The organism is Variovorax sp. 01N429, from assembly GCF_056399425.1.
In genome coordinates, this window is record NZ_JBFTRG010000002.1 from 51514 (window position 1) to 75875 (window position 24362).

Consider the following 24362-nt stretch of genomic DNA (forward strand, 5'->3'; position numbering starts at 1 on the left):
AGCCAACCGAACGCAACCGATGTCAAACACCGACCAGTTCCCCCCGGCCGCAGGCAGGACCTCGCCGCTTCGCCCGCTGCCAAACATCATCTTTGCGAGCCGGTGGCTCCAGCTTCCGCTCTACCTGGGGCTGATAGTCGCACAGGCGGTGTATGTGGTGCATTTCCTGGTCGAGTTGTCGCACCTCGTGCAGGCCGCCTTCGGCAGCACAGACGCGCTCGAGGCACTGATCAACAGCATCGGCTACAAGACCAGCGCGCCCGTCACATCGCTCAACGAGACGGTCATCATGCTGGTCGTGCTGGCGTTGATCGACGTCGTGATGATCTCGAACCTCCTGATCATGGTCATCGTCGGGGGCTACGAGACCTTCGTGAGCCGCATGAACCTCGAAGGCCATCGCGACCAGCCGGAATGGCTGAGCCACGTCAATGCGTCGGTGCTGAAGGTCAAGCTGGCGACGGCGATCATCGGCATCAGCTCGATCCATCTGCTGAAGACCTTCATCAACGCGGACAACTACACCGACCGCGTGCTGATAGCCCAGACCGCGATTCATATCACCTTCCTGCTTTCAGCCATGGCTATCGCCGTGACCGACCGGCTGATGATGCGGCCGCCATCGGGCGACGACCACTGACGGCGCCGCTCCGGCGAAGCTGAACAGCAGGACAGCAGAACACTGGCCGTCACCTTCCGGTCATCTGCTCAGGCACCACCCACTGGTCGAACTGTTCCGCCGTCAAGTGCCCCGAGGCAATCGCCGCTTCGCGCAGGCTGGAGCCTTCCTTGTGCGCCTTCTTCGCGATGAAGGCGGCCTTGTCGTAGCCGATGTGGGTGTTGAGCGCGGTCACGAGCATCAATGAGCGTTGAACCAATTCGGTGATGCGCTCGCGGTTCGGCTCGATGCCGACGGCGCAATGATCGTTGAAGCTCACCATGCCGTCGGCCAACAGCCGAACGCTCTGCAGGAAATTGTGCGCCACCATCGGGCGGAAAACGTTCAGTTCAAAGTTGCCTGACGCGCCGCCGATGTTGATTGCGACGTCATTGCCGAACACCTGCGCGGCAAGCATTGTGACAGCTTCACTCTGCGTGGGGTTGACCTTGCCCGGCATGATGGACGAGCCGGGTTCGTTTTCAGGGATGCTCAGCTCGCCGATGCCGCTGCGAGGGCCGCTCGCGAGCCAGCGAACATCGTTGGCGATCTTGTTCATGCTGGCGGCAAGGGTCTTCAGCGCGCCATGCGCATGCACCAGCGCATCGACGGACGCCATGGCCTCGAACTTGTTCGGAGCCGTCACAAAGGGCAGCCCGGTGAGCCTTGCCAGCTCGGCTGCGACCTGCTCGGCGTAGCCTTTGGGCGCGTTGAGGCCGGTGCCGACCGCCGTTCCGCCAAGCGCAAGTTCGCACAGGTGCGGCAGCGCGGCGCGAACATGCGCGGCGCCATGGGCAAGCTGCGCGGCGTAGCCCGAAAACTCCTGGCCCAGCGTGAGCGGGGTCGCGTCCTGCAAATGAGTGCGGCCGATCTTCACGATCTCCGCAAAATCCCTGGATTTCTTGTCGAGCGTCGCGCGCAGCTTCGCGATGGCCGGCAACAGCTTGTGCGTGATCGCCTCTACCGCCGCCACATGCATGGCGGTCGGAAACACATCGTTGGACGATTGGCTCCGGTTCACATCGTCGTTAGGGTGCACCATCCGCCCTTCGCCTCGTTCGCCGCCGAGCAGTTCGCTCGCGCGATTTGCCAGTACCTCGTTCACGTTCATGTTGGTCTGGGTGCCGGAGCCGGTTTGCCAGACCACGAGCGGAAATTCGCCGGCGTGCTTGCCTTCGATGACTTCATCGGCCGCGGCCACGATGGCTTGGGTCTTCTTCTCGTCCTGCAGTCCGAGCGCATGGTTCACCACGGCCGAAGAGCGCTTGACTTGAGCAAGGGCCCGGATGATTTCGCGCGGCTGCTGCTCCCCGGAAATGTCGAAGTTCTGCAGCGAACGCTGGGTCTGCGCCCCCCACAGCTTGCCGGCTGGCACCTCGATCGGGCCAAAGGTGTCGCGTTCGACGCGTGTCTGGGGGGGTGAGGTCATTCGGGGCTCCATGTTCGAAAGGATGGCGAAGCCCCCGGCGGGACTTCGGAGTGATTCGTCAAGTATGGCCGCAGCGCAAATGACTCGCACCGTGCGGGCAATTGGCGGCAAGCGCGGCAGCGCTTATTCGATGCGGTTATAGTCTTAACCCTTCAATCGATCGACGAGTCATGTCGATCGTCCCCTCCACTACTCGCGGATCATTTTCGAATCCCGTCGCGGTGGAGGTTCGGCTCCGGGCCTCGGCCCGAGCCACGGCCGGCCTGTTCCGGCCCCACTGCCAAGCCAAGCTCACTCAGGTTCGCGACGACTCCAGCGCAGTCGCCGACTGATCCTATTGACCGACGGCGCGGCTGCGGGTCGCCCTCGCGAGGGCGCTCTTTTCAAACTCAACAAAGGAGCCCGGGCGTATGGCCAAAGGAATTCTCATCGATCATGTGTTCAAGGTATTCGGCGACCAGCCGGAACAGGCACTGGACCTGGTCAAGCAAGGACTTTCCAAAGAAGAAATCCTGGCTCGCACAGGGCAGTCGATCGGCGTCTTCGACGCGACCTTCGATATTCATGCGGGCGAGATCTTCGTCATCATGGGCCTGTCGGGCTCAGGCAAGTCCACGCTGGTGCGATTGCTCAATCGCCTGATCGAACCGACGTCCGGGCGCATCGTCATCAACGGTGCCGACATCAACGGCCACTCGGACGCGAAACTGCGCGACCTCCGGCGCAAGGACATCAGCATGGTGTTCCAGTCGTTCGCACTGATGCCGCACATGACAGTGCGCGAGAACACCGCCTTCGGGCTGGAACTCGCGGGCGCCAGCAAGAAGGAACGGCTGGAGCAAGCCGAACAGGCGCTGGCGCAAGTCGGCCTGGCCGGCTGGGGCGACAGCTATCCGGACGAGTTGTCGGGGGGCATGCAACAGCGTGTCGGACTGGCGCGCGCACTCGCTTCAGACCCCTCGATCCTCTTGATGGACGAGGCTTTTTCGGCGCTCGATCCGATCATCCGCACGGAGATGCAGTCTGAATTGCTGCGTCTCCAACAGGTGCGACGCCGGACCATTGTCTTCATCTCGCACGATCTCGACGAAGCCATGCGCATCGGCGACCGCATCGCGATCATGAAAGACGGGCGCGTGATCCAGGTGGGCACGCCCGATGAAATCCTTCGCAGCCCTGCCGACGACTTCGTCCGCAGTTTCGTGCGCGGGGTCGATGCGGCGGCTGTGTTCAAGGCGGCGGATATCGCGCGCAAATCGCTCACCGTGGTCTCGGAACATACCGACCGCGGGGCGCGCGCAGCGCTCAAGTTGCTCGAAGAACAGGACCGCGACTTCGCCTACGTGGTGTCACCCGGCAAGAAATACCTCGGAACGGTATCGGCCGACGCGCTGCGCTCTGCCCTGGAGGGCCACTCAGGCCCCCTCGGCTTGCATCACGCATTCCTGCCCGCGCTGGCGCCGATCGCCGCGGATGCGCATGTCGCCGGCCTTTTCGGCCAAGTGGCGCAAGCGCCCTGCGCCGTGCCCGTCGTGGCTGGCGACGGCCGTTTCTGCGGCGCCATCAGCAAGACCACCTTGCTGAAATTCCTCGATCGCGATACGCCGCCGGTGGAGCCGGTGCCGGCCACACCGCTTGCGGCCATCGCTGAAGCCCTCTGATTGCGAAGGATCTCGCCATGAACGACACAGCACTTCCGACTGAACTTGCTCCGCTGAACGATGCCATGACGTCGCTACCACCGGAAACTCCGACCGATCCTTGGGCCGCGTTGTCGATTGCGCCCGACCCTTCATCTTCAAGCGCGTGGCTCGATGCTCCAGCAGATTCGGTCCACACACTGGCGGCTTCGGCGGACTCCGCCGCGAGCGGCTTTCAATTGCATCAACTCTGGGACGGCTCTTTGCCAATCGAATCGTGGATCAATCAAGGATTGGGCTGGGTCGTCCAGAACTTCCGACCGTTTTTCCAGAGCGTGCGGTTGCCCATCGACGGCACGTTGACGTGGATGCAGGGTCTTCTCAACGGAATGCCCGCGCTTGCGATGATCGTGTTGATCGGCCTCTTGGCCTGGCAGTTTGCGGGCCGCGCACTCGCGGTCGGAACCATGCTGTCGCTGCTCGCGGTGGCGATGCTCGGCATCTGGCCGGAAGCCATGGTGACGCTGTCCCTGGTGCTGACCTCGCTGCTGTTCTGCCTGCTCATTGGCCTGCCGCTGGGCGTGCTGCTGGCGAACAGTGATCGCGCGGAGCGGGTCATGCGGCCGGTGCTCGATGCCATGCAGACCACGCCCGCCTTCGTCTATCTGGTACCGGTTGTGATGCTTTTCGGCATTGGCAATGTGCCCGGCGTGATCGTGACCATCATCTTCGCGCTGGCGCCACTGGTGCGCCTGACCACCCTGGGCATCCGGCAGGTGCGGCCCGACCTGATCGAAGCGGCGCGCGCCTATGGCGCTTCGCCCTGGCAGATGCTCGTGAAAGTGCAATTGCCGCTGGCCATGCCATCGATCATGGCGGGCATCAACCAGGCGCTGATGCTGTCGCTCTCGATGGTCGTGATCGCTTCGATGATCGCTGTGGGCGGACTCGGCCAGATGGTGCTGCGCGGCATCGGCCGGCTCGACATGGGTCTGGCAACGGTGGGCGGCTTGGGCATCGTGCTGCTGGCGATTTCGCTGGACCGCCTCACCCAGGCGATGGGCCGGTCGCGCCGGAGCAGCGCACGCCACTGGTGGCAGGCAGGCCCGGTCGGCTCCGCGCTGCGCCTGTTGCAAAGAACCATGGCCGGGCCGCGCACCGCCGACTCAGCGGCGCCGGAACTCTCGACCCAAGGATTCAAGGCATGAAGAGAACACACCTTACGCATTCGTTCAAGCGCCCTTTCGCGCTCGCCTTGTGGGCCACCGGCATGCTGGTCCTCGGTCTCGGTCTGGGCGTTCAAGCCCGTGCCGAAAACCTGCCGGGCAAAGGCATTACGGTGCAACCGCTCAAGAGTTCACTGGCAGAAGAGATGTTCCAGACACTTCTGGTGTCCAGGGCGCTCGAAAAATTGGGCTACACGGTGGCACCGGTCAAGGATCTCGAACCCGCCACCGAGCACCTGGCGATCGCCAATGGCGACGCCACCTTCATGGCGAGTCACTGGCACACCCTGCATGCCGACTTCTACAAGAACAGCGGCGGTGACGCCAAGCTCTTGCGCAAGGGTGTCTATGCAGACGGCGCGGTCCAGGGCTACTTGATCGACAAAAAGACTGCCGATCAATACAACATCACGAACATCGGGCAGCTGAAGGACCCCGAGATTGCAAAGCTGTTCGATACCGACGGCGATGGCAAGGCGGACCTGACCGGCTGCAACCCCGGATGGGGATGCGAGCTCGCGATCGAAAAGCACCTGTCGGCCTACCGGTTGCATGACGCCGTCACGCACAAGCAAGGAAGCTATGCCGCCCTGATGGCCGACACCATCGCCCGCTTCAAGGAGGGTCAGCCGGTCATCTACTACACCTGGACTCCTTATTGGGTGAGCGCGGTGCTGCGACCCGGGATCGACGTGGTGTGGCTCCAGGTGCCCGCATCGAACGCGCAAGGTGAGCCGAGCGAAACCCGCCTTCCGAACGGGAAGGACTATGGCTTTCCCGCCGACCAGCAACAAATCGTCGCCAACCGCCAGTTCGCCGAGGCGAACCCCGTTGCAGGCCGGCTGTTCGAAGTGATGAGCCTCCCGATCGCCGACATCAACGCCCAGAACTTGCGCATGAGCCAGGGCGCGAACACGCAGAGGGACATCGAGCGCCACGTCGACGGCTGGATCAGGGTTCACCAGCAGCAGTTCGACGGCTGGATCGAACAGGCGCTCGCTGGCGACACCTGAGCCGGGCATCCGTCCGCCGTTGGTGGGGCTGAGATAATCGGCGGGCGTCCCCAATTCCAAGAACCTTCCCACCATGACCACCACCATCCAGCAGGGCGACCTGATCGAATCGGTCGCCGCTGCGCTCCAGTACATCAGCTACTACCATCCCACCGACTACATCGCTCACCTCGCCAAGGCGTACGAGCGGGAGCAAAGCCCCGCCGCCAAGGATGCAATGGCGCAGATCCTGACCAACAGCAAGATGAGCGCCACCGGTCATCGCCCGATCTGCCAGGACACGGGCATCGTCAACGTGTTTCTCAAGGTCGGCATGGATGTGCGCTGGGGCGGCTTCACGGGAAGCCTCGAAGATGCCGTCAACGAAGGTGTGCGCCAGGGCTACAACCATCCGGACAACACGCTGCGCGCATCGGTCGTTGCCGACCCCCAGTTCGATCGCAAGAACACCAAGGACAACACGCCGGCTGTGATCTTCACCGAGATCGTTCCGGGCAACACCGTCGAAGTCACCGTCGCGGCCAAGGGCGGCGGCAGCGAAAACAAGAGCAAGCTGGCCATGCTAAACCCGGGCGACAGCGTCGTCGACTGGGTGCTGAAGACTGTGCCGACGATGGGCGCCGGCTGGTGTCCGCCAGGCATGCTGGGCATCGGCATTGGCGGCACCGCCGAGAAGGCCGCGCTGATGGCCAAGGAAAGCCTGATGAACGACCTCGACATGCACGAGTTGCAAGCCAAGAAGGCTTCCGGCGCCGAGCTCACGAAGGTCGAAGCGCTGCGCATCGAGCTCTACGAGAAAGTAAATGCGCTGGGCATCGGCGCACAAGGCCTCGGTGGGCTTTCGACCGTGCTCGACATCAAGATCAAGATGTACCCGACGCATGCCGCGAGCAAGCCGGTCGCGATGATTCCGAATTGCGCGGCGACGCGGCACGCGCACTTCGTGCTCGACGGCTCCGGGCCCGTTTACCTGGAAGCACCATCACTCGACCTCTGGCCGAAGATCGACTGGGCGCCCGACTACAACAAGAGCAAGCGTGTCGACCTCGACAAACTCACGCCGGCGGAAGTCGCCAGCTGGAAGCCCGGCGACACGCTGTTGCTCAACGGCAAGATGCTGACCGGCCGCGACGCCGCGCACAAGCGCATCGCCGACATGCTCGCCAAGGGCGAGAAGCTGCCGGTGGACTTCACCAACCGCGTGATCTACTACGTCGGACCGGTCGATCCGGTCAAGAACGAGGCCGTCGGCCCTGCCGGCCCGACAACGGCAACGCGCATGGACGGCTTCACAGAAATGATGCTGGCCCAGACCGGCCTGATCGCCATGATCGGCAAGGCCGAGCGAGGCCCGGTCGCCATCGAGGCCATCAAGAAGCACCAGAGCGCCTACCTCATGGCCGTTGGCGGTGCGGCGTACCTCGTGAGCAAGGCGATCAAGACCGCCAAGGTCGTCGGCTTTGCGGACCTCGGCATGGAAGCGATCTACGAGTTCGACGTCGTCGACATGCCGGTGACGGTGGCGGTCGATTCCGGCGGCACGAGTGCCCACATCACCGGCCCCGCCGAATGGCAGAAGCGAATCGCCAGCGGCGAATTCAAGACGATCACGCTGGAACCGGCTTGAGCGCGACGGCGGTCGACGTGGGCGATGGCGCCGATCGGCCGATCGGCGTTTTCGATAGCGGGATCGGAGGACTGAGCGTTCTCAATGCGCTCTGCGGCGAGTTGCCGCGCGAACGATTCGTCTATTTCGCCGACACCGCTCACGCACCTTACGGGGAGCGGGGCGATGCATTCGTCGGCGACCGCAGCCGCGTTGTCACACGCCACCTGCTCGAACGTCATCGAATCAAGGCGCTTGTCGTCGCTTGCAACACAGCGACGGCGGCTGCGATCCACCTGTTGCGCGCCGACCACCCAACGCTCCCGATCATTGGCGTCGAACCCGCTCTCAAACCGGCGGTCGCGCGCAGCAGCACGAGGCACATCGCCGTGATTGCGACACGCGTGACGCTCGAGAGTCGCAAGTTCGAGGCGCTGCGATCCTCTCTCGATGCACAAGCGACCTTCAGCATCGTCCCCTGCGATGGGCTTGCAGGTGCCATCGAACGCGGTGACGCCGCCCGAATCGCCGAACTGTGCCAAAAATATCTTGGCGATGTCGGCCGTTTCGGCGGAGAGCCAGGGGAAATCGACACGCTGGTTCTCGGCTGCACGCATTACCCCTTCATCGCTGGCGCCCTGCGGCGAGTGACAGGCGATTCGGTGAGCTTCATCGACACTGGTGCTCCGGTGGCGCAGCAGACACGCCGTTTGCTGGAACGGTCCGGTCAGCTTGCCGAAGATGGCGAAGGTGCCGTCAGACTGCTCAGCAGCGACGCACCGGAATCGCTCGAGGCCGCTGCCGCGCGCTGGCTTGCGCGACCGGGCGGCCGAGCAAGCCTTGCCCGCACCCAAGACGCAGCAACCGCCTGAGCCGCCCCAAGCATGCGCCGCGCGTTCGTCATTGCCTGGCTCCTCGGCTTCTTCAGCATCGCTGCGCATGCCGCTTGCGACACCGGCCTGGCCGAACGCATGCACGCCAAGCTGCATCCCAAGCGCATCCTTGACCATGAACGCGCTGTGTGCGAGCCCTGGAGAGGCTTTCCCGGCCGCTTTATCGTCGTGCTGCCCATGCCGCGAACTGGTTCGGAGTCCGACGCCACGCAGTTCGACCTGGACGTTCTGGTCGTCCAGCAGGCGGACAACGGGAACACCGAACGCGCAAGGATCGTCAGCAGACTCCTCGACGAGGACGCTCTCACCGAAGACGCGGTACGTATTGCCGAGATCCGGGTCGATACGGCGCGCTACACACTGGCCCCGGATGCGCGCGCGTTCGGCTTGAGGATCCTGCGGCAGGGCTCTTCGCGAGCGAATCCATACGCGAGCGAAACGCTGTCGCTGTACCTGCCGCAAGGCGCAAAGCTCGCCAAGGTGCTCGATGGACTTGAGACAACGCTCGAGCGCGGCGAATGGGACACCAACTGCACGGGCGATTTCGAGACCGTCCGCGGTACGCTGTCGGTCATGCACACGGCGACGAACGGGAGCGCGGACCTGATGCTGCGTGAGGCGCGCTCGGAAAGCCAGTCGCTCCTCCAGGGCGAGGAATGTGTGTCGCAGCAACTCCCGACGAAATTCAAATCGACCCTGCTGCGCTTTGATGGCGCCGTTTACCGCGCGTCGAAACGGGCTGCAGCGGGCTAGTCAGGCCCGCAAGGCCGCCTCGCGGCCGCGCCGCATATCGATCGGCAGCAGCATGACGAGGCCGGCGACGAACAAGACCGTGGTCGCGAGGATCGCAATTCGCTGGTTGCCGCCGGACATCCAGGTGATGACACCGTAGCTCAGCGGCCCCACGATGCTGGCGAGGCGGGTCGCGAAAGTCCATAAGCCAAAGAACTCCGCGAGTTGGCGCGGCGGGGCCAACACGCCAGTCATCGCACGGCCCGCCGATTGACTTGATCCCATCGCAAGTCCTGCGATGGTGGCCGCCAACCAGAACCCGCTTTTGGTCGTCACGGACGCAGCAATCAGACAGACAAGGATCCAAGCTACAAGCGTTCCCGCCAGCGAACGCTTGTGCCCCAGGCTGTCCTGCCAATAGCCAAAAATGAAGGCGCCGAGCGCCGCGGCAATGTTCAGCACAAAAATCAGCACCATGGTTTCGCTCGGCACGAAGCCAATCACTTGCTCGGCATAGATGGCGGCAAGCGTGATCGCCACGGCCACGCCCCCCTGGTAAGAAACAGTGCACGCAAGGAGCCACATGAAATCGCGGTACGCGCGAGCCTCGCGGAAGGTGCTCTGCAACTGCCGCCATGCGCTGGGCGCAGTCTCGTTCGCCCGAGGCATCGCTCGCTCCGGCAGCAGGACGAACGTGGCACAAGCGGCTACGCCATAGAGGGCGGCGGTGATCAGCATCGTGACCGGCACGAAGTGCGCAGCAGGCAAGCCCCTGGCTTGCGCCCACAGGACGTACGCCAGGCACAGCCCCAGCGCAAGCATGCCTCCCAGATAGCCGAAGGCCCAGCCCCAGCCACTCACCTTGCCCATGCCTTCGACAGTCGCGAGCTCTGGCAGGAATGCACCGGTAATGGATTCGCCGTACGAATAGAACGTGTTGGAGACGACGACCAGCGCCATGGCCACGAGAACCCCCTGCATTCCGACGACGCGTGGCGTAAAGGCAAGCGCAGCGGTGCCGATCACACACCCGACGGTGGACAGGATCAACACGCGCTTCTTGGCCGCTCGCATGTCGGCCCAGGCACCGATCGCCGGCATGGTCAACATTACGAGCGCGTACGAAATGCTCAGCGCCACCGACCACGCCAATGCGCCCCACGCCGCGCCCTGCGCGATGCCGCCGACGAAGTAGGCGGCGAACACGGCTGTGATGACGACGGTCGTATAGCCGGAGTTTGCGAAGTCGTACATGGCCCAGCCGAACACTTCGCGCTTGCGCACGCCGGGTCGGAGGGCGGACTGGGGAAATAGAGCCAAGCGACGTTCCTCTGCAAAGATCGTCGCCGAGCATAGCGGAGCGACCTTACCGCTCCGTGTCGCGAACGCTTGTTGGCTCGCTAGCGCGCTCTGGGCTAGTGCAGATGACGCGGACGACGACCACCGCCGTGTCCGCCGCTGCCGGCGCCACCGGTGCCGCCACGCGGCCGTTTTCCGATTTCGAGCGAATTGACCAGTGCGTCGAACCGATCGCCGAAGAGCTTGTCGATCTCCGCCACGACGCCGCCGAGTTCAGCACCATCGAAGTGACGCTCCATCAGGTTCACCACATCTTCCACGAGCAGGTCGCGCTGGACCTGCATGATCGCGGCAGGGTTGGGGCCGACGAACAGCATCAGGAAGTCATCACGCGACTCCTGGTCGGGGTCGCCTTCCTCTTCGTCGAAGTCGGTGTCGTAGAAGGTGACTTCGAGCGCGGCGCCCTGCTCAGCGAGCTCATTGAGAGCCATGCACATTTCGTCGAGCGCCTGACGGAAATCGTCGTCCCCGGCCACGGTCCAGCAGATCTGGAGCATGTGCTCTTTCTGTTCGAAGCGGATCCCGGGCTCTTCTTCATAGACGCTGGTCGCGCCGTCGGCGAGCGATCGTGCGCCGGCATATTTCCACAGCGGCTTCAGCGCTTCCTGGATCTGCTCGAAATTCGCATCCGAGCGCAGCGGCACATCGCCGTGTACATGGATTTCGAACGGAGCGTTATAGCGAGGCATGTCTTGCTCCCTTGTAGTGTGGTGGTGCCCGGAACCGGGGTCGAACCGGTACGCCCCTTATGCAGGAAGCGGCGGATTTTAAGTCCGATGTGTCTACCAATTTCACCATCCGGGCTTCCCGTCGAACGTCGACGATACCCCAAACGAAAACAGTCCCGACAACGTTGTTTGGCGGGACTGTGTTTTGGCATTGGAATCGGTGGAGGCGCGACCCGGAGTCGAACCGGGCTAGACGGATTTGCAATCCGTTGCATAACCGCTTTGCTATCGCGCCACTCTCGTTGCCGAGATTTTGAAGTCGTAAGAAATCAGCGAAAAAAAGGGAAGCCTGCGCTTCCCTTTTTCAAAACTGGAGCGGGAAAAGAGTCTCGAACTCTCGACCTCAACCTTGGCAAGGTTGCGCTCTACCAACTGAGCTATTCCCGCGTTTCGAGCCTCGAATTATAGAGCATATTTTTAGTCTCTCGCAACTCGAACGCATCGACGTGTCAGTGCTTGATCGAACCTTCCGCCGGTTGCGCAGCGCGCTGCTTGGCCAGCTCGGCGACTGCCGCCGCTGAGGCGGCAACCTCTTCGTCCGACAGCGGCGTTGGCGACTTCTCGAGAGCAATTTCCAGCACCTTGTCGATCCACTTCACAGGCACGATCTCGAGGCCGTTCTTCACGTTCTCGGGGATATCCTGCAGGTCCTTGGCGTTCTCTTCCGGGATCAGCACGGTCTTGATACCGCCACGCAAGGCAGCCAGCAACTTTTCCTTTAAGCCGCCGATGGCCGTGACTTCGCCGCGCAAAGTGATCTCGCCCGTCATGGCGACATCAGCACGCACCGGGATGCCTGTGAGCGCCGACACGAAAGCCGTCGTCATTGCAGCACCCGCGCTCGGGCCGTCCTTGGGGGTGGCGCCGTCCGGTACGTGGATGTGAATGTCACGCTTCTCGAACACTTCGTCCTTGATACCAAGTCGACGAGACCTGCTGCGGACCACAGTGCGTGCGGCTTCGACGGACTCCTTCATCACGTCACCGAGCGAACCCGTGCGACTGATCACACCCTTGCCGGGCATCGTGACGGCTTCGATCGTGAGCAAGTCGCCGCCGACTTCCGTCCACGCGAGCCCAACGACCTGCCCGACCTGGTTCTGCTTCTCTGCAAGGCCGAACGTGTATTTGCGCACGCCCAGGAAATCGTTGAGGTTCTCGCCGTTCACGACAACCTGCGGCACCATCTTCTTGAGCAGCAGTCCCTTGACCACCTTGCGGCAGATCTTGGAGAGTTCGCGTTCGAGCGAACGAACGCCCGCCTCGCGCGTGTAGTAGCGCACGATGTCACGCACCGCCTCTTCGGAGATGAGCAGTTCGTCATCCTTCACGCCGTTGTTCTTCATCTGCTTGGGCAGCAGATACTTCAGCGCGATGTGCGTCTTCTCGTCTTCGGTGTAGCCCGCGAGTCGAATCACTTCCATTCGGTCCAAGAGGGCCGGAGGGATGTTCATCGAGTTAGAGGTCGCGACGAACATCACGTCGCTCAGATCGAAATCGACCTCCACGTAGTGATCGCCGAACGTGTGGTTCTGCTCCGGGTCCAGCACTTCGAGCAGAGCGCTCGACGGATCGCCGCGGAAGTCGGTGCCCAGCTTGTCGATTTCGTCCAGCAGGAACAGTGGGTTGCGCGTGCCGACCTTGTTCAGGCTTTGCAGCACCTTGCCCGGCAGCGCGCCGATGTAGGTGCGGCGGTGGCCGCGAATCTCGGCCTCGTCTCGCATGCCGCCCAGCGCCATGCGCGTGTACTTGCGGCCGGTCGCCTTGGCAATCGACTGCCCGAGCGAGGTCTTGCCCACCCCGGGTGGCCCGACGAGGCACAGAATCGGCGCCTTGACCTTGTCCACGCGTTGCTGCACTGCAAGATATTCAAGAATGCGGTCCTTAACCTTTTCGAGCCCGTAGTGGTCCTCGTTGAGCACTTCTTCGGCATGCGCCAGGTCGTGCTTGATCTTTGTCTTCTTGCTCCACGGCAGGCCGATCAGCACATCGATGTAGTTGCGCACGACGGTCGCTTCGGCTGACATCGGCGACATGAGCTTGAGCTTCTTGAGCTCGCCTTCAGCCTTCTTGAGCGCTTCCTTCGGCATCTTGGCGAGCTTGATCTTCTTCTCGATCTCCTCGATGTCGGCACCCTCTTCGCCTTCGCCAAGTTCTTTCTGGATCGCCTTGACTTGTTCGTTCAGGTAGAAGTCGCGCTGGTTCTTTTCCATCTGGCGCTTGACACGCCCGCGAATCTTCTTATCGACGTTGAGGATGTCGACCTCGCGCTCCAACTGGCCAAACAGGTTTTCGAGCCGCGACTTGATGTCGTCGAGGTCGAGCACAGCCTGTTTGTTGTCGAGTTTCAGAGGCAGATGCGCGGCAATGGTGTCCGCAAGACGGCCCGGATCATCGATGCTCGAGATCGACGTGAGGATCTCCGGGGGGATCTTCTTGTTGAGCTTGACGTACTGGTCGAACTGCTGCATTACCGCGCGGCGCAGTGCTTCGACTTCGGTGCCCTTCTGCGGCGCAATATCGGCCAGTTCGACGGGTGTCACGTTTGCGGAAAAGTGCGTTTCGCTGTCGTCGATGCGGTTGACGCGTGCGCGCTGCTGGCCTTCGACCAGCACCTTGACGGTGCCGTCGGGCAGCTTCAGCATCTGCAGGATGGTCGAGATGCAACCGACCTCGAACATGTCTTCGACCGAAGGCTCATCCTTGGCGGCGGCCTTCTGGGCCACAAGCATGATGCGGCGTTCCGCTTCCATGGCGAGTTCGAGCGCCTTGATGCTCTTGGGACGTCCCACGAACAGCGGAATCACCATGTGGGGAAACACGACCACATCGCGCAACGGAAGCAGCGGCAAGTCGAGTTCGGTAGCAGGCAGGGGGGTATGACCGGACATGGAAATCCTTTAATTGATCATGGAAAGATGGTCGGCCGCGCGCGCTTTTCAAGCCCGCGGGCAGAGTATTCGCCGAAGACGCCGGACGCCTGTCTGAAAGCGGCCGGGTCCGAGGTCATCAAGCCTTCTTCGCGGCTTCGCGATAGACGAGCAGCGGCGGCTTGTTCTCGTCGATCGTCGATTCTTCGACCACCACCTTGTCGACATTGGTCGCATTCGGCAGCTCGAACATGGTGTCGATGAGCGACTGCTCCAGGATCGAACGCAAGCCTCGCGCGCCAGTCTTGCGCGCCAGCGCCTTGCGCGCGATCGCCTTGAGCGCCGCAGGGCGGATCTCGAGGTCGACGCCTTCCATCTGCAGCAGCTTAGTGAACTGCTTGACGACAGCGTTCTTGGGTTCGGTGAGGATCTGGACGAGCGCGTCCTCGCTGAGTTCAGCGAGCGACGCCACGACCGGCATGCGACCGACCAATTCGGGAATGAGGCCAAACTTGATCAGATCTTCGGGCTCGACCTCGCGGAATACCTCGGTGAGGCTGCGCTGCTTCTTGCTCTTGACCGACGCACCAAAGCCGATACCCGAGGCTTCGGTCCGGTTTTCAATCACCTTCTCGAGGCCGGCGAAAGCACCTCCGCAGATGAAGAGGATGTTGGTCGTGTCGATTTGCAGGAAATCCTGGTTGGGATGCTTGCGGCCGCCCTGCGGCGGCACGCTGGCCATGGTGCCTTCGATCAGCTTCAGCAGAGCCTGCTGCACGCCCTCGCCCGACACGTCGCGGGTGATCGAGGGGTTGTCGGACTTGCGCGAGATCTTGTCGATTTCGTCGATGTAGACGATGCCGCGCTGCGCGCGCTCCACCTCGTAGTTGCAGCTTTGAAGCAGCTTCTGGATGATGTTCTCGACGTCTTCGCCAACATAGCCGGCTTCGGTCAACGTGGTTGCATCGGCCATGACGAAAGGAACGTCGAGCATGCGCGCGAGCGTTTGCGCCAGCAGCGTCTTGCCCGAGCCGGTCGGTCCGATCAGCAGGATGTTGCTCTTGCTGAGTTCGACATCCTCGCCCTTGGATTTTTCCTTGTGGCGCAGACGCTTGTAGTGGTTGTAGACCGCAACCGACAGCATTCGCTTTGCCGGCTCCTGTCCGATCACGTAGTTGTCGAGGTTGGACTTGATTTCCAGCGGCGTGGGCAGGTCGCTGCGCGCTTCGCGCGATTCTTCGCCAGCTGGAAGCTCGTCACGGATGATCTCGTTGCAAAGATCGATGCATTCGTCGCAAATGAATACCGAAGGCCCCGCGATCAGCTTCTTGACCTCGTGCTGGCTCTTCCCGCAGAACGAGCAGTAGAGCGTTTTTTCGCTGGAGGAGCCTTTTTTCTCGGCCATGGACAAATGCCTCGTAACTGGGGTTTAACAATGATAGCGAAACAAAAACGGCGTTTCCCGTGTGGGAAAACGCCGTCGTTGCTCGGGCGCCTTAATGGCGGCGGTCAGGTGCGCTTGGCGATCACCTGGTCGATGAGGCCGTAATCCTTGGATTCGTCGGCAGTCAGGAAGTAGTCGCGCTCGGTATCACGGGCGATTTTCTCGAGTGACTGGCCGGTCCGGTCCGCCAGGATGCGGTTCATTTGCTCACGGGTCTTGAGGATGTCGCGTGCGTGGATCTCGATGTCCGTCGCTTGTCCGCGTGCACCGCCCAGGACCTGGTGAATCATGATCTTGGAATTCGGCAGCGAAAAGCGCTTGCCCTTTTCGCCTGCAGCCAGGAGGAATGCGCCCATGCTCGCCGCAAAGCCGATGCACAGCGTCGACACGTCCGGCTTGATGAACTGCATGGTGTCGTAGATCGCCATGCCGGCGCTGACGCTGCCGCCGGGGGAGTTGATGTAGAACGAAATGTCCTTGTCTGGGTTTTCGCTCTCGAGGAACAGCAACTGCGCCACCACGAGGTTGGCGGTCTGGTCGTTGACTTCGCCGACCAGGAAGATCACGCGCTCCTTGAGCAGGCGCGAATAGATGTCATACGAACGCTCGCCGCGGCCTGACTGCTCGATGACCATCGGAACCATGCCGAGGCCTTGAATTTCCTGTGCGCTCATGTTTGCTCTCCAGAGGGGTTTGTACTTTACCCAGACGAAATGGGGCTCGTGCCACAAAGCACAAGCCCCATGGATTGCTTGCCGGCTGGCGGCCCTGATTTAGCCTTGTTGGGCCATCAGTTCGTCGAAGGATACAGACTTGTCGTTGACCTTGACCTTGCCGAGCACGAAGTCGGTCACATTGTTTTCGATCACGACGGCCTCGACTTCGGCCAAACGGCGGTTGTCGCTGAAATACCAACGAACCACGTCAGCGGGCTTCTCGTAGCTGGCGGCCAGTTCGTCGATGTGGGCCTTGATCTGCTCGGGCTTGGCTTGCAGGTTGTTGGCGCGGACCAGCTCGGCCACCACGAGGCCAAGGCGCACGCGGCGCTCGGCCTGGGGGCGGAACACGTCGTCGGGGATCGGCGCCTTGTCGGCGTCCTTGATGCCGCGCTGCTTGAGTTCGGCGCGGGCGCCTTCGATCATGCGATCGACTTCTGCCTGGACACTGGACTTCGGCAGGTCGAGTTCGGCGTTGGCGACCAGTGCGTCCATGACCGCGGTCTTGTTGCGGGCGAGGAGGCGGAATTTGACTTCCCGCTCGAGGTTTTTCTTGATGTCTGCACGAAGACCTTCGACCGTTGCGTCAGCGATGCCAAGCGATTTGGCGAGTTGCTCGTTGATTTCAGGCRGGTGCGAAGCTTCGATTTTCTTCACGGTGACCATGAAGTCGGCTTGCTTGCCGGCGACGTCCTTGCCGTGATAGTCGGCAGGAAACGAAAGCGGGAAAGTGCGGCTGTCGCCTGCCTTCATGCCGCGCACGGCGTCTTCGAATTCCTTGAGCATCTGGCCTTCGCCCACGATGAACTGGAAGTCGTCGGCCTTGCCGCCCTGGAAGGGCTCGCCTTCGATCTTGCCTTCGAAATCGACGGTCACGCGGTCGCCGTCCTGGACAGCGGCGTCTTGCGCGCGCTGTGCGAAGGTGCGACGCTGCTTGCGCAGGATGTCGAGCGTCTTGTCGATGGCGTCGTCGCCCACGTCAGCGCTGAGCTTCTCGACTTCGGCGTTGGACAGGTCGTTGATCTTGACTTCGGGGAAGACTTCGAAGACGGCGTCGAAGGCAAGCTCGCCTTCGGGCGAATTCTCTTTTTCGGTGATGCGGGGCTGGCCGGCCACTCGGAGCTTGGCCTCGTTGGCAGCCTGCGAGAAGGCCTCGCCCACCTTGTCGTTCATGACTTCGTAATGGACCGAATAGCCATAGCGCTGGGCCACGACGTTCATCGGCACCTTGCCGGGCCGGAAGCCGTCCATTTTGACGGTGCGGGCCAGCTTCTTGAGGCGCGAATCGACCTCGGACTGGATGGTGCCGACCGGCAAGGTCAGCGTGATCTTGCGTTCGAGCTTGTCGAGGGTTTCAACGTTCACGGTCATTTTCTGTCTTCCTGGTGAGAGGTCTTATTGGGCTGGTGCGCGGGGCCGGACTCGAACCGGCACGCCATTGCTGGCGTCAGGACCTAAACCTGGTGCGTCTACCAATTTCGCCACCCGCGCGGTCCGAAGAATTCAACGAAAAACGGGCGGTCCTTGATGCAGACCACCCGCTCGAAATCGGTCAACCACGTATTTTATGCTGGAACGAAAGCCGCTCCAGCGACTCATGCACCGTCACGCCGAAAGCATTTCGGCCGCATGCGGCGGCGGGGCATCCGTGCTCCCGGCCGGCTCACGCTTTACCCGAAACCAGGCCGCGTACATGGCTGGCAGCGCCAGCAAAGTGAGCACCGTGGCGACAATCAGGCCACCCATGATGGCAACGGCCATCGGCCCCCAGAAGACGCTGCGCGACAGCGGGATCATCGCCAGCACGGCCGCTGCAGCGGTCAGCACGATCGGCCGCAGCCGCCGCACCGCCGATTCGACGATCGCATCCCAGGCCGGCACACCGGCCGCACGGTCGTGTTCGATCTGGTCGACCAGAATCACCGCATTGCGCTGGATCATGCCCATGAGCGCAATCACGCCCAACAGCGCCACGAAGCCGAAAGGCCGGTTCAGCGCCAACAGCGCACCCGCCACTCCGACAATGCCCAGCGGGCCCGTGATGAAGACAAGCACCGAGCGGCTGAAACTGTGCAGTTGCAGCATCAGCAAAGTAAAGACCAGAAACAGCATGATCGGCACCCCGGCGACGATCGACGCCGAGCCCTTGCTGCTTTCTTCCACCGCGCCGGCCACTTCGATGCGATACGCGCTCTGCCCCGCCGCTTGCCACTTCGCTTCGAGTGCGCGCAGTTTTGGTAGTAGCTGATCAGTCACCGTCGCGCCCTGAAGCCCCTCGACGATGTCGCCCTGGACGGTGATCGCATAGTCGCGGTTCTCGCGCCACATCACGCCGGGCTCCCAGGTGAAGACCGGCTTGGCGATCTGCGTCAGCGGAATCGCCTGGCCTGAACTCGTGGGCAGATAAGCGTTGCCGATGTCCGAAATCGCCCCACGTTCGTCGGGCGATTGGCGCAGCACGATGTCGATCAGCAAGTCGTTCTCGCGGTATTGGCCTACCGTCGTGCCGCTGAACATGGTCCGGGAGGCCTGCGCGATGGCCTGGCTGGTCACGCCGAGCGAACGCGCCTTGTCCTGATCGACTCCGAGCCGGATCACCTTGACTGATTCGTTCCAGTTGTCGTTGACGCCGCGCATGTTCGGGTTGTCGCGCATCACAGCCTTGACCTCGTCAGCGCGCGCGCGCAGATCCGCCGGGTCCGTGCCGATCACGCGGAACTGCACCGGATACGGCACCGGCGGCCCATTGGGCAGCAGCTTGACGCGGCCACGTGCTTCGGGGAATTCCTGCGCCAGCAGCGCGGGCAATTTCAGGCGCAGGCTTTCGCGGTAATGAAGATCCTTTGCCAGCAGAATCATCTGCGACACGTTGGTCTGTGGAAACACCTGGTCGAGCGGCAAATAGAAGCGCGGCACGCCCGATCCGATCCAGCTCGTGACAGTCGTGACGCCCTCTTCGGTGCGCAGCCGCTCCTCCACTCGCTTGGCGACTTCTTCATTGGCCGCGAAGGACGTACCTTCCGGGAACCACAACTCGACCAGAATCTCCGGCCGGCTCGAATCCGGAAAGAACTGCTGCTGCACCTTGCCCATGCCAACGATGCCGAGCGCAAACATCAGCAACGTAGCGCCAATGGTGATCCAGCGATGCGCCACGCACCAGTTCACCGTGCGGCGAAAGGTGTTGTAGAACGGCGTGTCGAACAGTTCGTGCGGGGGTGCGTCGGGGTCGTGCGGCTTGACTTTGAGCAGCAGCGTGCCGAGATAAGGCACGAAATAAACCGACACGAGCCAGCTCAGCACCAGCGCAATCACCGTGACCGCGAAAATCGCAAACGTGTACTCGCCCGTGATGGACTTCGCAATGCCGATGGGCAAAAAGCCCGCCGCTGTGATCAACGTGCCGGTGAGCATCGGCTTGGCCGTGACGTCATAGGCAAAGGTGGCGGCTCGGACCTTGTCATAGCCCTCTTCCATCTTTCGCACCATCATCTCGACGGCGATGATGGCGTCGTCGACGAGCAGGCCCAGCGCGATGATCAGCGAGCCCAGCGATATCTTGTGCAGGCCGATGTCGAAGTAGTTCATCGCGAGGAAGGTCACCGCCAGCACGAGCGGGATGGTGATTGCGACAACGAGCCCCGGTCGAATGTCCACATACCAGCCAAAGCGGCCGCCCTTGTGCAGCCCGAGCGATATGAAGCTCACCGCCAGCACGATCGCCACGGCTTCGATCAGCACGCTCACGAATTCATTGACCGAATTGGCGACCGCGACGGGCTGGTCTTGCACCTGCACGAGTTGCACACCGAGCGGCAACTGCTTGTCAATCTCGGCCGTGGCAGCATGCAGCGCCTTTCCGAGCGCGATGATGTCGCCGCCCTTGGCCATCGAGACGCCGAGTGCGATCACTTCCTTGCCTTGATGCCGCACCTTCACGGCTGGCGGATCGACATAGCCGCGGTGGATGTCGGCGATGTCGCCGAGGCGAAGGTGGTTGCCTGAGCTGCCGCGAATCGGCATGGCGCGCAATTGCTCCACGCTCGTGAACTGGCCGCCCACCCGGACCTGCACCACGTCCTGCGGCGCCTGGATGGTCCCGGCGCTCTCGATGGCGTTTTGCGAACCGAGTTGCCCGATCACGGTGTTGAAGTCGAGGCCAAGTTGCGCGAGGCGCTTCTGAGATACCTCGATGTAGACCTTCTCGTCCTGCACGCCGAACTGCTCGACCTTGGCCACGTCTTTCACGCGCAGCAAGCGCTGGCGCACGTCATCGGCAAACGTCTTCAGCTCGGCGTAGCTGAATCCGTCGCTCTCCAGTGCGTAGATCACGCCATAGACATCGCCGAAATCGTCATTGAAGAACGGCCCCTGCACGCCAGCGGGCAAGGTGGAGCGCATGTCGCTGATCTTCTTGCGGACCGTGTACCAGACGTTCGCGACTTCGCCAGCCTTGGACGAATCCTTGATCTGAAAGATGATCTGCGATTCGCCGGGCTTCGAATAGCTGCGGATCTTGTCGGCGTAGGGCGCCTCTTGAAGGGTGCGTTCGAGCTTGTCGGTGACTTGCTCCGCCACCTGCTGCGCCGTGGCCCCGGGCCAGTACGTGCGAACCACCATCGCGCGAAAGGTGAACGGCGGGTCTTCGTCCTGGCCCAGCTGGAAGTACGACGCAAAGCCCAGGACCATCAACACAAGCATCAAGTAGCGCGTGAGCGCCGCGTGCTCGAGTGCCCATTTCGACAGGTTGAATCCGGCCCTGCCGGTGTCGGCGTTCTGTGACGTCATGCGGGCGTCCTCAGCGCGTTGCCACAGGCGCTACGGGCGCTGCTGGTACAGCAACTGCGTCCTGACGCCCGCCTGCAGTCGCTGCCGCCCGATTGCGATAGATGGCGACCTTCTGCCCTGGCGAGAGCACATGCACGCCTGCGGCGACGACCAGTTCGCCCGGCAGGAGGCCCTTGCCGATGACAGCTTCGTTGCCGTCTGCCGTCACCACTTCGACCGCTTGCGAGCGCACGGTCATGCTGGACTTGTCCAACACCCAGACGGCACTGCCCTTGCCTTCCTGGCGCAAGGCGCTGGTCGGAACCTTGAGCACCGGCGTGCCGCTGTGCGAAAGTGCCTTCGGCCGGGCGTAGACCGTGGCACCCAGCGCCGGCGCCTTGGCCGGATCGATCGTGGTCTTGACGGTGTAGGTGCGCGTGACTGCGTCGGCGCTGGCGGCGACCTCGCGCACCTTGCCTTCGAATTCGCTTCCGCCGGCCCATCCGCGTATCGCAACCGGGGAGTCCGCCTTGACCTGCCCCGCGCGATCTTCCGGCACCGCGAACACCACATCGCGCGCGCCGTCCTGGGCGATGCGCACGACCGGCGTACCCGCAGCGACCACCTGCCCCGGTTCGGCCTCGATCGCTGTGATGATGCCCGGCACGTCCGCCACGAGCGTCGTGTAGTTCGCCTGGTTTCCCTGCGCGCTGAGTTGCGCTTGCGCCTGTTCGAGTTGCGCCTGTGCCGCCTTGAACGTGCTTTCGCGACGCTCCAGATCGGCGCCGCTGATGAAGTTCTGGTCGCGCAGCGAGCGATAGCGCTTGAGATCCGCCGCCGCCAGATCGCGATTGGTCAGGGCCGCGGCATATTGCGCCCGGGCGCCCTCCGCTGCGAGGCGGAAATCCTGGGGATCGAGCTGCGCGAGCACCTGGCCAGCCTGAACGTGCTGGCCGAGTTCGGCCTGGCGCCGCGTGATCTTTCCGGCGACTCGAAAGCCCAGGCGCGATTCGACTCTTGCCCGCACTTCGCCGGAGAACTCGGGCTCGGTGTCGTAGGAGCTGACGCCGACGGCGATGACCTTGACGGAACGGATGGGCTCCTCAGCTGGCGGCGGACGAGAACATCCGGCAATGAGGACCACGGCGAGCAGCAGCCCGGCACGAGTACGGACGCGCGATACAGATGAGGCGGACATGAATCACCCTTCAAAACCAGCGGGGTCATTACTGACCAGCGGGTTAGTAATCTAGGGTAAACGCCAATCGCTGTCAACGAATTCGCCAGCGAAGCGGCGATCCGGGATCCAGGCGCCTCAGGTGCGTTGTCCCATTTCCACGAGCCGGTTGTCGGGAAGCACGAAGTAGTCGGATGCGCGGCCCGCGTTGCGCTGCAGCCAGCCGAAGAGCGCCCGCCGCAACGGGTTCATGTTCGGCAGATGCTCATCGCCGACAGAAGCGCGCGAGACGAAATACGAGGTCGTCATCGAGTCGCAAGCCAGACCCTTCTGATAGGCCAGGATGCGGATGAATTCGGGCACGTCAGGGCGCTCCATGAAACCGTAGCGCGCAGTAGCGACCCATATGCCTTCACCCAGGGTTTCGGCTTCGATTCGCTGGCGTGCGTCAACGCGTGGCGTGTCGCACGACAACACCCTGAGCACGATGACCTTCGAGTGAAGCACCTGGTTGTGCTTGAGGTTCAACAGCAGCGCATGCGGCACGGATTCAGCGTCGGGGTTGAGGAACACCGCCGTGCCCCTCACCCGGTGCGGCATGCCTTCGGCGAGCGACTGCACGAAAGGCACGAGCGGCAGGCGCTCCGCTTCCGCTGCCCGCAAGCCGAGGCGCCGGCCCTTGGCCCAAGTCGTGAAGATCACCATCACCAGTACGGCGACAGCGAGCGTAAGCCAGCCTCCTTCGGCGATCTTCAAACTGTTGGCGACGACGAACATCACATCGACCGATGCGAAGATCAGCACGCCGATCACGACGGCCGGCCGATTCCACCGCCAGAGCTTGTAAGCGACGATGCCGGCGAGCAGCGTCGTCGTCACCATCGTGATCGAGACGGCAATGCCGTACGCCGCCGACAACGCGCTCGAACTGCGGAAGCCCAGCACCAGCAGCAGCACGCCGACCATCAGCATCCAGTTCACCGTCGGGATATAGATCTGCCCGATGGCTTCGCCCGAAGTCTGCACGACGCGCATGCGCGGCAAATAGGCCATGCGAATCGCCTGCGCCGTCAGCGAAAAGGCGCCGGAGATGACTGCCTGCGATGCAATCACGGTCGCCATCGCGGCGAGGATGACCATTGGCAGCACCGCCCACGACGGAAAGAGCCTGAAGAAGGGGTTGTCGATCGCTGCCGGATTGGAAAGCACCAGCGCGCCCTGGCCGAAATAGTTCAGCACCAGCCCCGGCAAAGCAATGAATATCCAGGCGAAGCGAATCGGCTTCGCGCCGAAATGCCCCATGTCGGCGTAAAGCGCCTCGCCACCGGTAAACGCGAGAAACACAGCGCCCAGCACGGCAAGCGATTGCGTTCGATGCGTGACCAGGAAGTTGGCTGCGTGGCGCGGATCGAGCGCGGCGAGCACCTCCGGTTGCTTGAGCACCTGCAACAGGCCTCCCGCGGCAATCACGACAAACCACAACAGCATGACCGGCCCGAAAACCCGACCGACCAGCCCGGTGCCATGGCGCTGCACGGCGAACAAGCCGACCAGGATCGCCATGGTGATCGGAATCACGAAGGGTTGAAGCCCGGGCGCCTCCACCTCCAGCCCCTCGACCGCGGAAAGAACCGAAATCGCCGGAGTGATGAGACTGTCGCCATAGAACATCGCGGCTCCAACCAGACCCAGCAGCGCGATCAAGGAAGAGACCCACGCGCGCGTCGGCGTGCCGGTCACCGCATTGCGCGCCAGCGCCTGCAGCGCGAGGATGCCGCCTTCACCGTCATGGTCCGCGCGCAGCACGAAAACCACGTACTTCAGCGTGACCACGAACATCAGCCCCCAGAAGATCAGCGACAACAGCCCCAGCACCGTTTCAGGTGAAAAGGGAATGCCGTGCTCCGGGTTGAGCGTCTCCTTGAAGGCATACAGCGGCGACGTGCCGATGTCGCCGAAGACCACGCCTAGCGCCGCAATCATCACGACCGGCCCCGCCTTGGGATGAGATCCCGGATCCGAAAGGCCGAGGTTCTGCGACGTTGTGTTCATGATGAGTGGAATCTCCCCAGGGGCGGATCGTACCCGTGCCCGCCCCCTTGGC

Annotated in this window: 17 protein-coding genes and 4 tRNA genes; 7 read left to right on the plus strand and 14 right to left on the minus strand. The window is 62.6% G+C overall.

Features of this window, described 5'->3' with window-relative positions:
* Nucleotides 1–19 precede the first annotated feature (19 nt).
* Nucleotides 20–640: a YqhA family protein gene (locus AC1DSF_RS03470; RefSeq protein ID WP_478123488.1), complete on the plus strand. Its 621-nt coding sequence runs from the start codon at nucleotides 20–22 to the stop codon at nucleotides 638–640.
* A gap of 49 nt (nucleotides 641–689) precedes the next feature.
* Here AC1DSF_RS03470 and fumC read toward each other — a convergent pair whose 3' ends face one another.
* Complete coding sequence (fumC, locus tag AC1DSF_RS03475) at nucleotides 690–2087, minus strand: class II fumarate hydratase (RefSeq protein ID WP_478123489.1); 1398 nt, start codon at nucleotides 2085–2087, stop codon at nucleotides 690–692.
* A gap of 410 nt (nucleotides 2088–2497) precedes the next feature.
* Between fumC and proV the strand changes: the two genes are divergently transcribed.
* From proV to AC1DSF_RS03505, 6 genes are all read left to right on the plus strand, one after another.
* The gene (gene proV / locus AC1DSF_RS03480) at nucleotides 2498–3748 is read left to right on the plus strand and encodes a glycine betaine/L-proline ABC transporter ATP-binding protein ProV (RefSeq protein ID WP_478123490.1); all 1251 of its coding nucleotides are present in this window, start codon (nucleotides 2498–2500) and stop codon (nucleotides 3746–3748) included.
* Between the two features lie 17 nt (nucleotides 3749–3765).
* Complete coding sequence (proW, locus tag AC1DSF_RS03485) at nucleotides 3766–4935, plus strand: glycine betaine/L-proline ABC transporter permease ProW (RefSeq protein WP_478123491.1); 1170 nt, start codon at nucleotides 3766–3768, stop codon at nucleotides 4933–4935.
* A gap of 62 nt (nucleotides 4936–4997) precedes the next feature.
* Nucleotides 4998–5966, plus strand: a complete 969-nt coding sequence (gene proX / locus AC1DSF_RS03490) for a glycine betaine/L-proline ABC transporter substrate-binding protein ProX (RefSeq protein ID WP_478123976.1) — start codon at nucleotides 4998–5000, stop codon at nucleotides 5964–5966.
* 73 nt (nucleotides 5967–6039) lie between these two features.
* Complete coding sequence (locus AC1DSF_RS03495) at nucleotides 6040–7593, plus strand: fumarate hydratase (RefSeq protein WP_478123492.1); 1554 nt, start codon at nucleotides 6040–6042, stop codon at nucleotides 7591–7593.
* Nucleotides 7590–8444 carry a glutamate racemase gene (gene murI / locus AC1DSF_RS03500; protein WP_478123493.1) on the plus strand — a complete coding sequence of 285 codons (855 nt, stop codon included), beginning with the start codon at nucleotides 7590–7592 and terminating at the stop codon, nucleotides 8442–8444. Before AC1DSF_RS03495 ends, murI begins: the two co-directional genes overlap by 4 nt.
* A gap of 12 nt (nucleotides 8445–8456) precedes the next feature.
* The gene (locus AC1DSF_RS03505) at nucleotides 8457–9218 is read left to right on the plus strand and encodes a PA3715 family protein (protein ID WP_478123494.1); all 762 of its coding nucleotides are present in this window, start codon (nucleotides 8457–8459) and stop codon (nucleotides 9216–9218) included.
* Here AC1DSF_RS03505 and AC1DSF_RS03510 read toward each other — a convergent pair whose 3' ends face one another.
* The 13 genes from AC1DSF_RS03510 to AC1DSF_RS03570 all read right to left on the minus strand — a co-directional run bounded on the left by AC1DSF_RS03510 (nucleotide 9219) and on the right by AC1DSF_RS03570 (nucleotide 24310).
* Nucleotides 9219–10517 (minus strand): MFS transporter, encoded by a 1299-nt coding sequence (locus AC1DSF_RS03510; protein ID WP_478123495.1) that lies wholly within the window; start codon nucleotides 10515–10517, stop codon nucleotides 9219–9221. It lies immediately after the preceding gene.
* A gap of 95 nt (nucleotides 10518–10612) precedes the next feature.
* Nucleotides 10613–11245, minus strand: a complete 633-nt coding sequence (locus tag AC1DSF_RS03515) for a DUF6806 family protein (protein ID WP_478123496.1) — start codon at nucleotides 11243–11245, stop codon at nucleotides 10613–10615.
* Nucleotides 11246–11267: 22 nt separating this feature from the next.
* Nucleotides 11268–11360, minus strand: a tRNA-Leu gene (locus tag AC1DSF_RS03520).
* Between the two features lie 85 nt (nucleotides 11361–11445).
* Nucleotides 11446–11519 (minus strand) — tRNA-Cys (locus AC1DSF_RS03525).
* 76 nt (nucleotides 11520–11595) lie between these two features.
* A tRNA-Gly gene (locus tag AC1DSF_RS03530) sits at nucleotides 11596–11671 on the minus strand.
* Nucleotides 11672–11733: 62 nt separating this feature from the next.
* Nucleotides 11734–14175 (minus strand): endopeptidase La, encoded by a 2442-nt coding sequence (lon, locus tag AC1DSF_RS03535; RefSeq protein WP_478123497.1) that lies wholly within the window; start codon nucleotides 14173–14175, stop codon nucleotides 11734–11736.
* A 118-nt stretch (nucleotides 14176–14293) separates the two neighbouring features.
* Complete coding sequence (gene clpX / locus AC1DSF_RS03540) at nucleotides 14294–15559, minus strand: ATP-dependent Clp protease ATP-binding subunit ClpX (RefSeq protein ID WP_478123498.1); 1266 nt, start codon at nucleotides 15557–15559, stop codon at nucleotides 14294–14296.
* A 104-nt stretch (nucleotides 15560–15663) separates the two neighbouring features.
* Nucleotides 15664–16272 (minus strand): ATP-dependent Clp endopeptidase proteolytic subunit ClpP, encoded by a 609-nt coding sequence (clpP, locus tag AC1DSF_RS03545; RefSeq protein ID WP_478123499.1) that lies wholly within the window; start codon nucleotides 16270–16272, stop codon nucleotides 15664–15666.
* 99 nt (nucleotides 16273–16371) lie between these two features.
* Nucleotides 16372–17685 (minus strand): trigger factor, encoded by a 1314-nt coding sequence (tig, locus tag AC1DSF_RS03550; RefSeq protein WP_478182341.1) that lies wholly within the window; start codon nucleotides 17683–17685, stop codon nucleotides 16372–16374.
* A gap of 33 nt (nucleotides 17686–17718) precedes the next feature.
* Nucleotides 17719–17805, minus strand: a tRNA-Leu gene (locus AC1DSF_RS03555).
* Between the two features lie 114 nt (nucleotides 17806–17919).
* Nucleotides 17920–21102 (minus strand): efflux RND transporter permease subunit, encoded by a 3183-nt coding sequence (locus AC1DSF_RS03560; RefSeq protein WP_478123501.1) that lies wholly within the window; start codon nucleotides 21100–21102, stop codon nucleotides 17920–17922.
* Nucleotides 21103–21112: 10 nt separating this feature from the next.
* Entirely contained in the window at nucleotides 21113–22279 is a 1167-nt protein-coding gene (locus tag AC1DSF_RS03565; RefSeq protein WP_478123502.1) for an efflux RND transporter periplasmic adaptor subunit, read from the minus strand.
* A 117-nt stretch (nucleotides 22280–22396) separates the two neighbouring features.
* Nucleotides 22397–24310: a potassium transporter Kup gene (locus tag AC1DSF_RS03570; RefSeq protein ID WP_478123503.1), complete on the minus strand. Its 1914-nt coding sequence runs from the start codon at nucleotides 24308–24310 to the stop codon at nucleotides 22397–22399.
* Nucleotides 24311–24362: the final 52 nt, after the last annotated feature.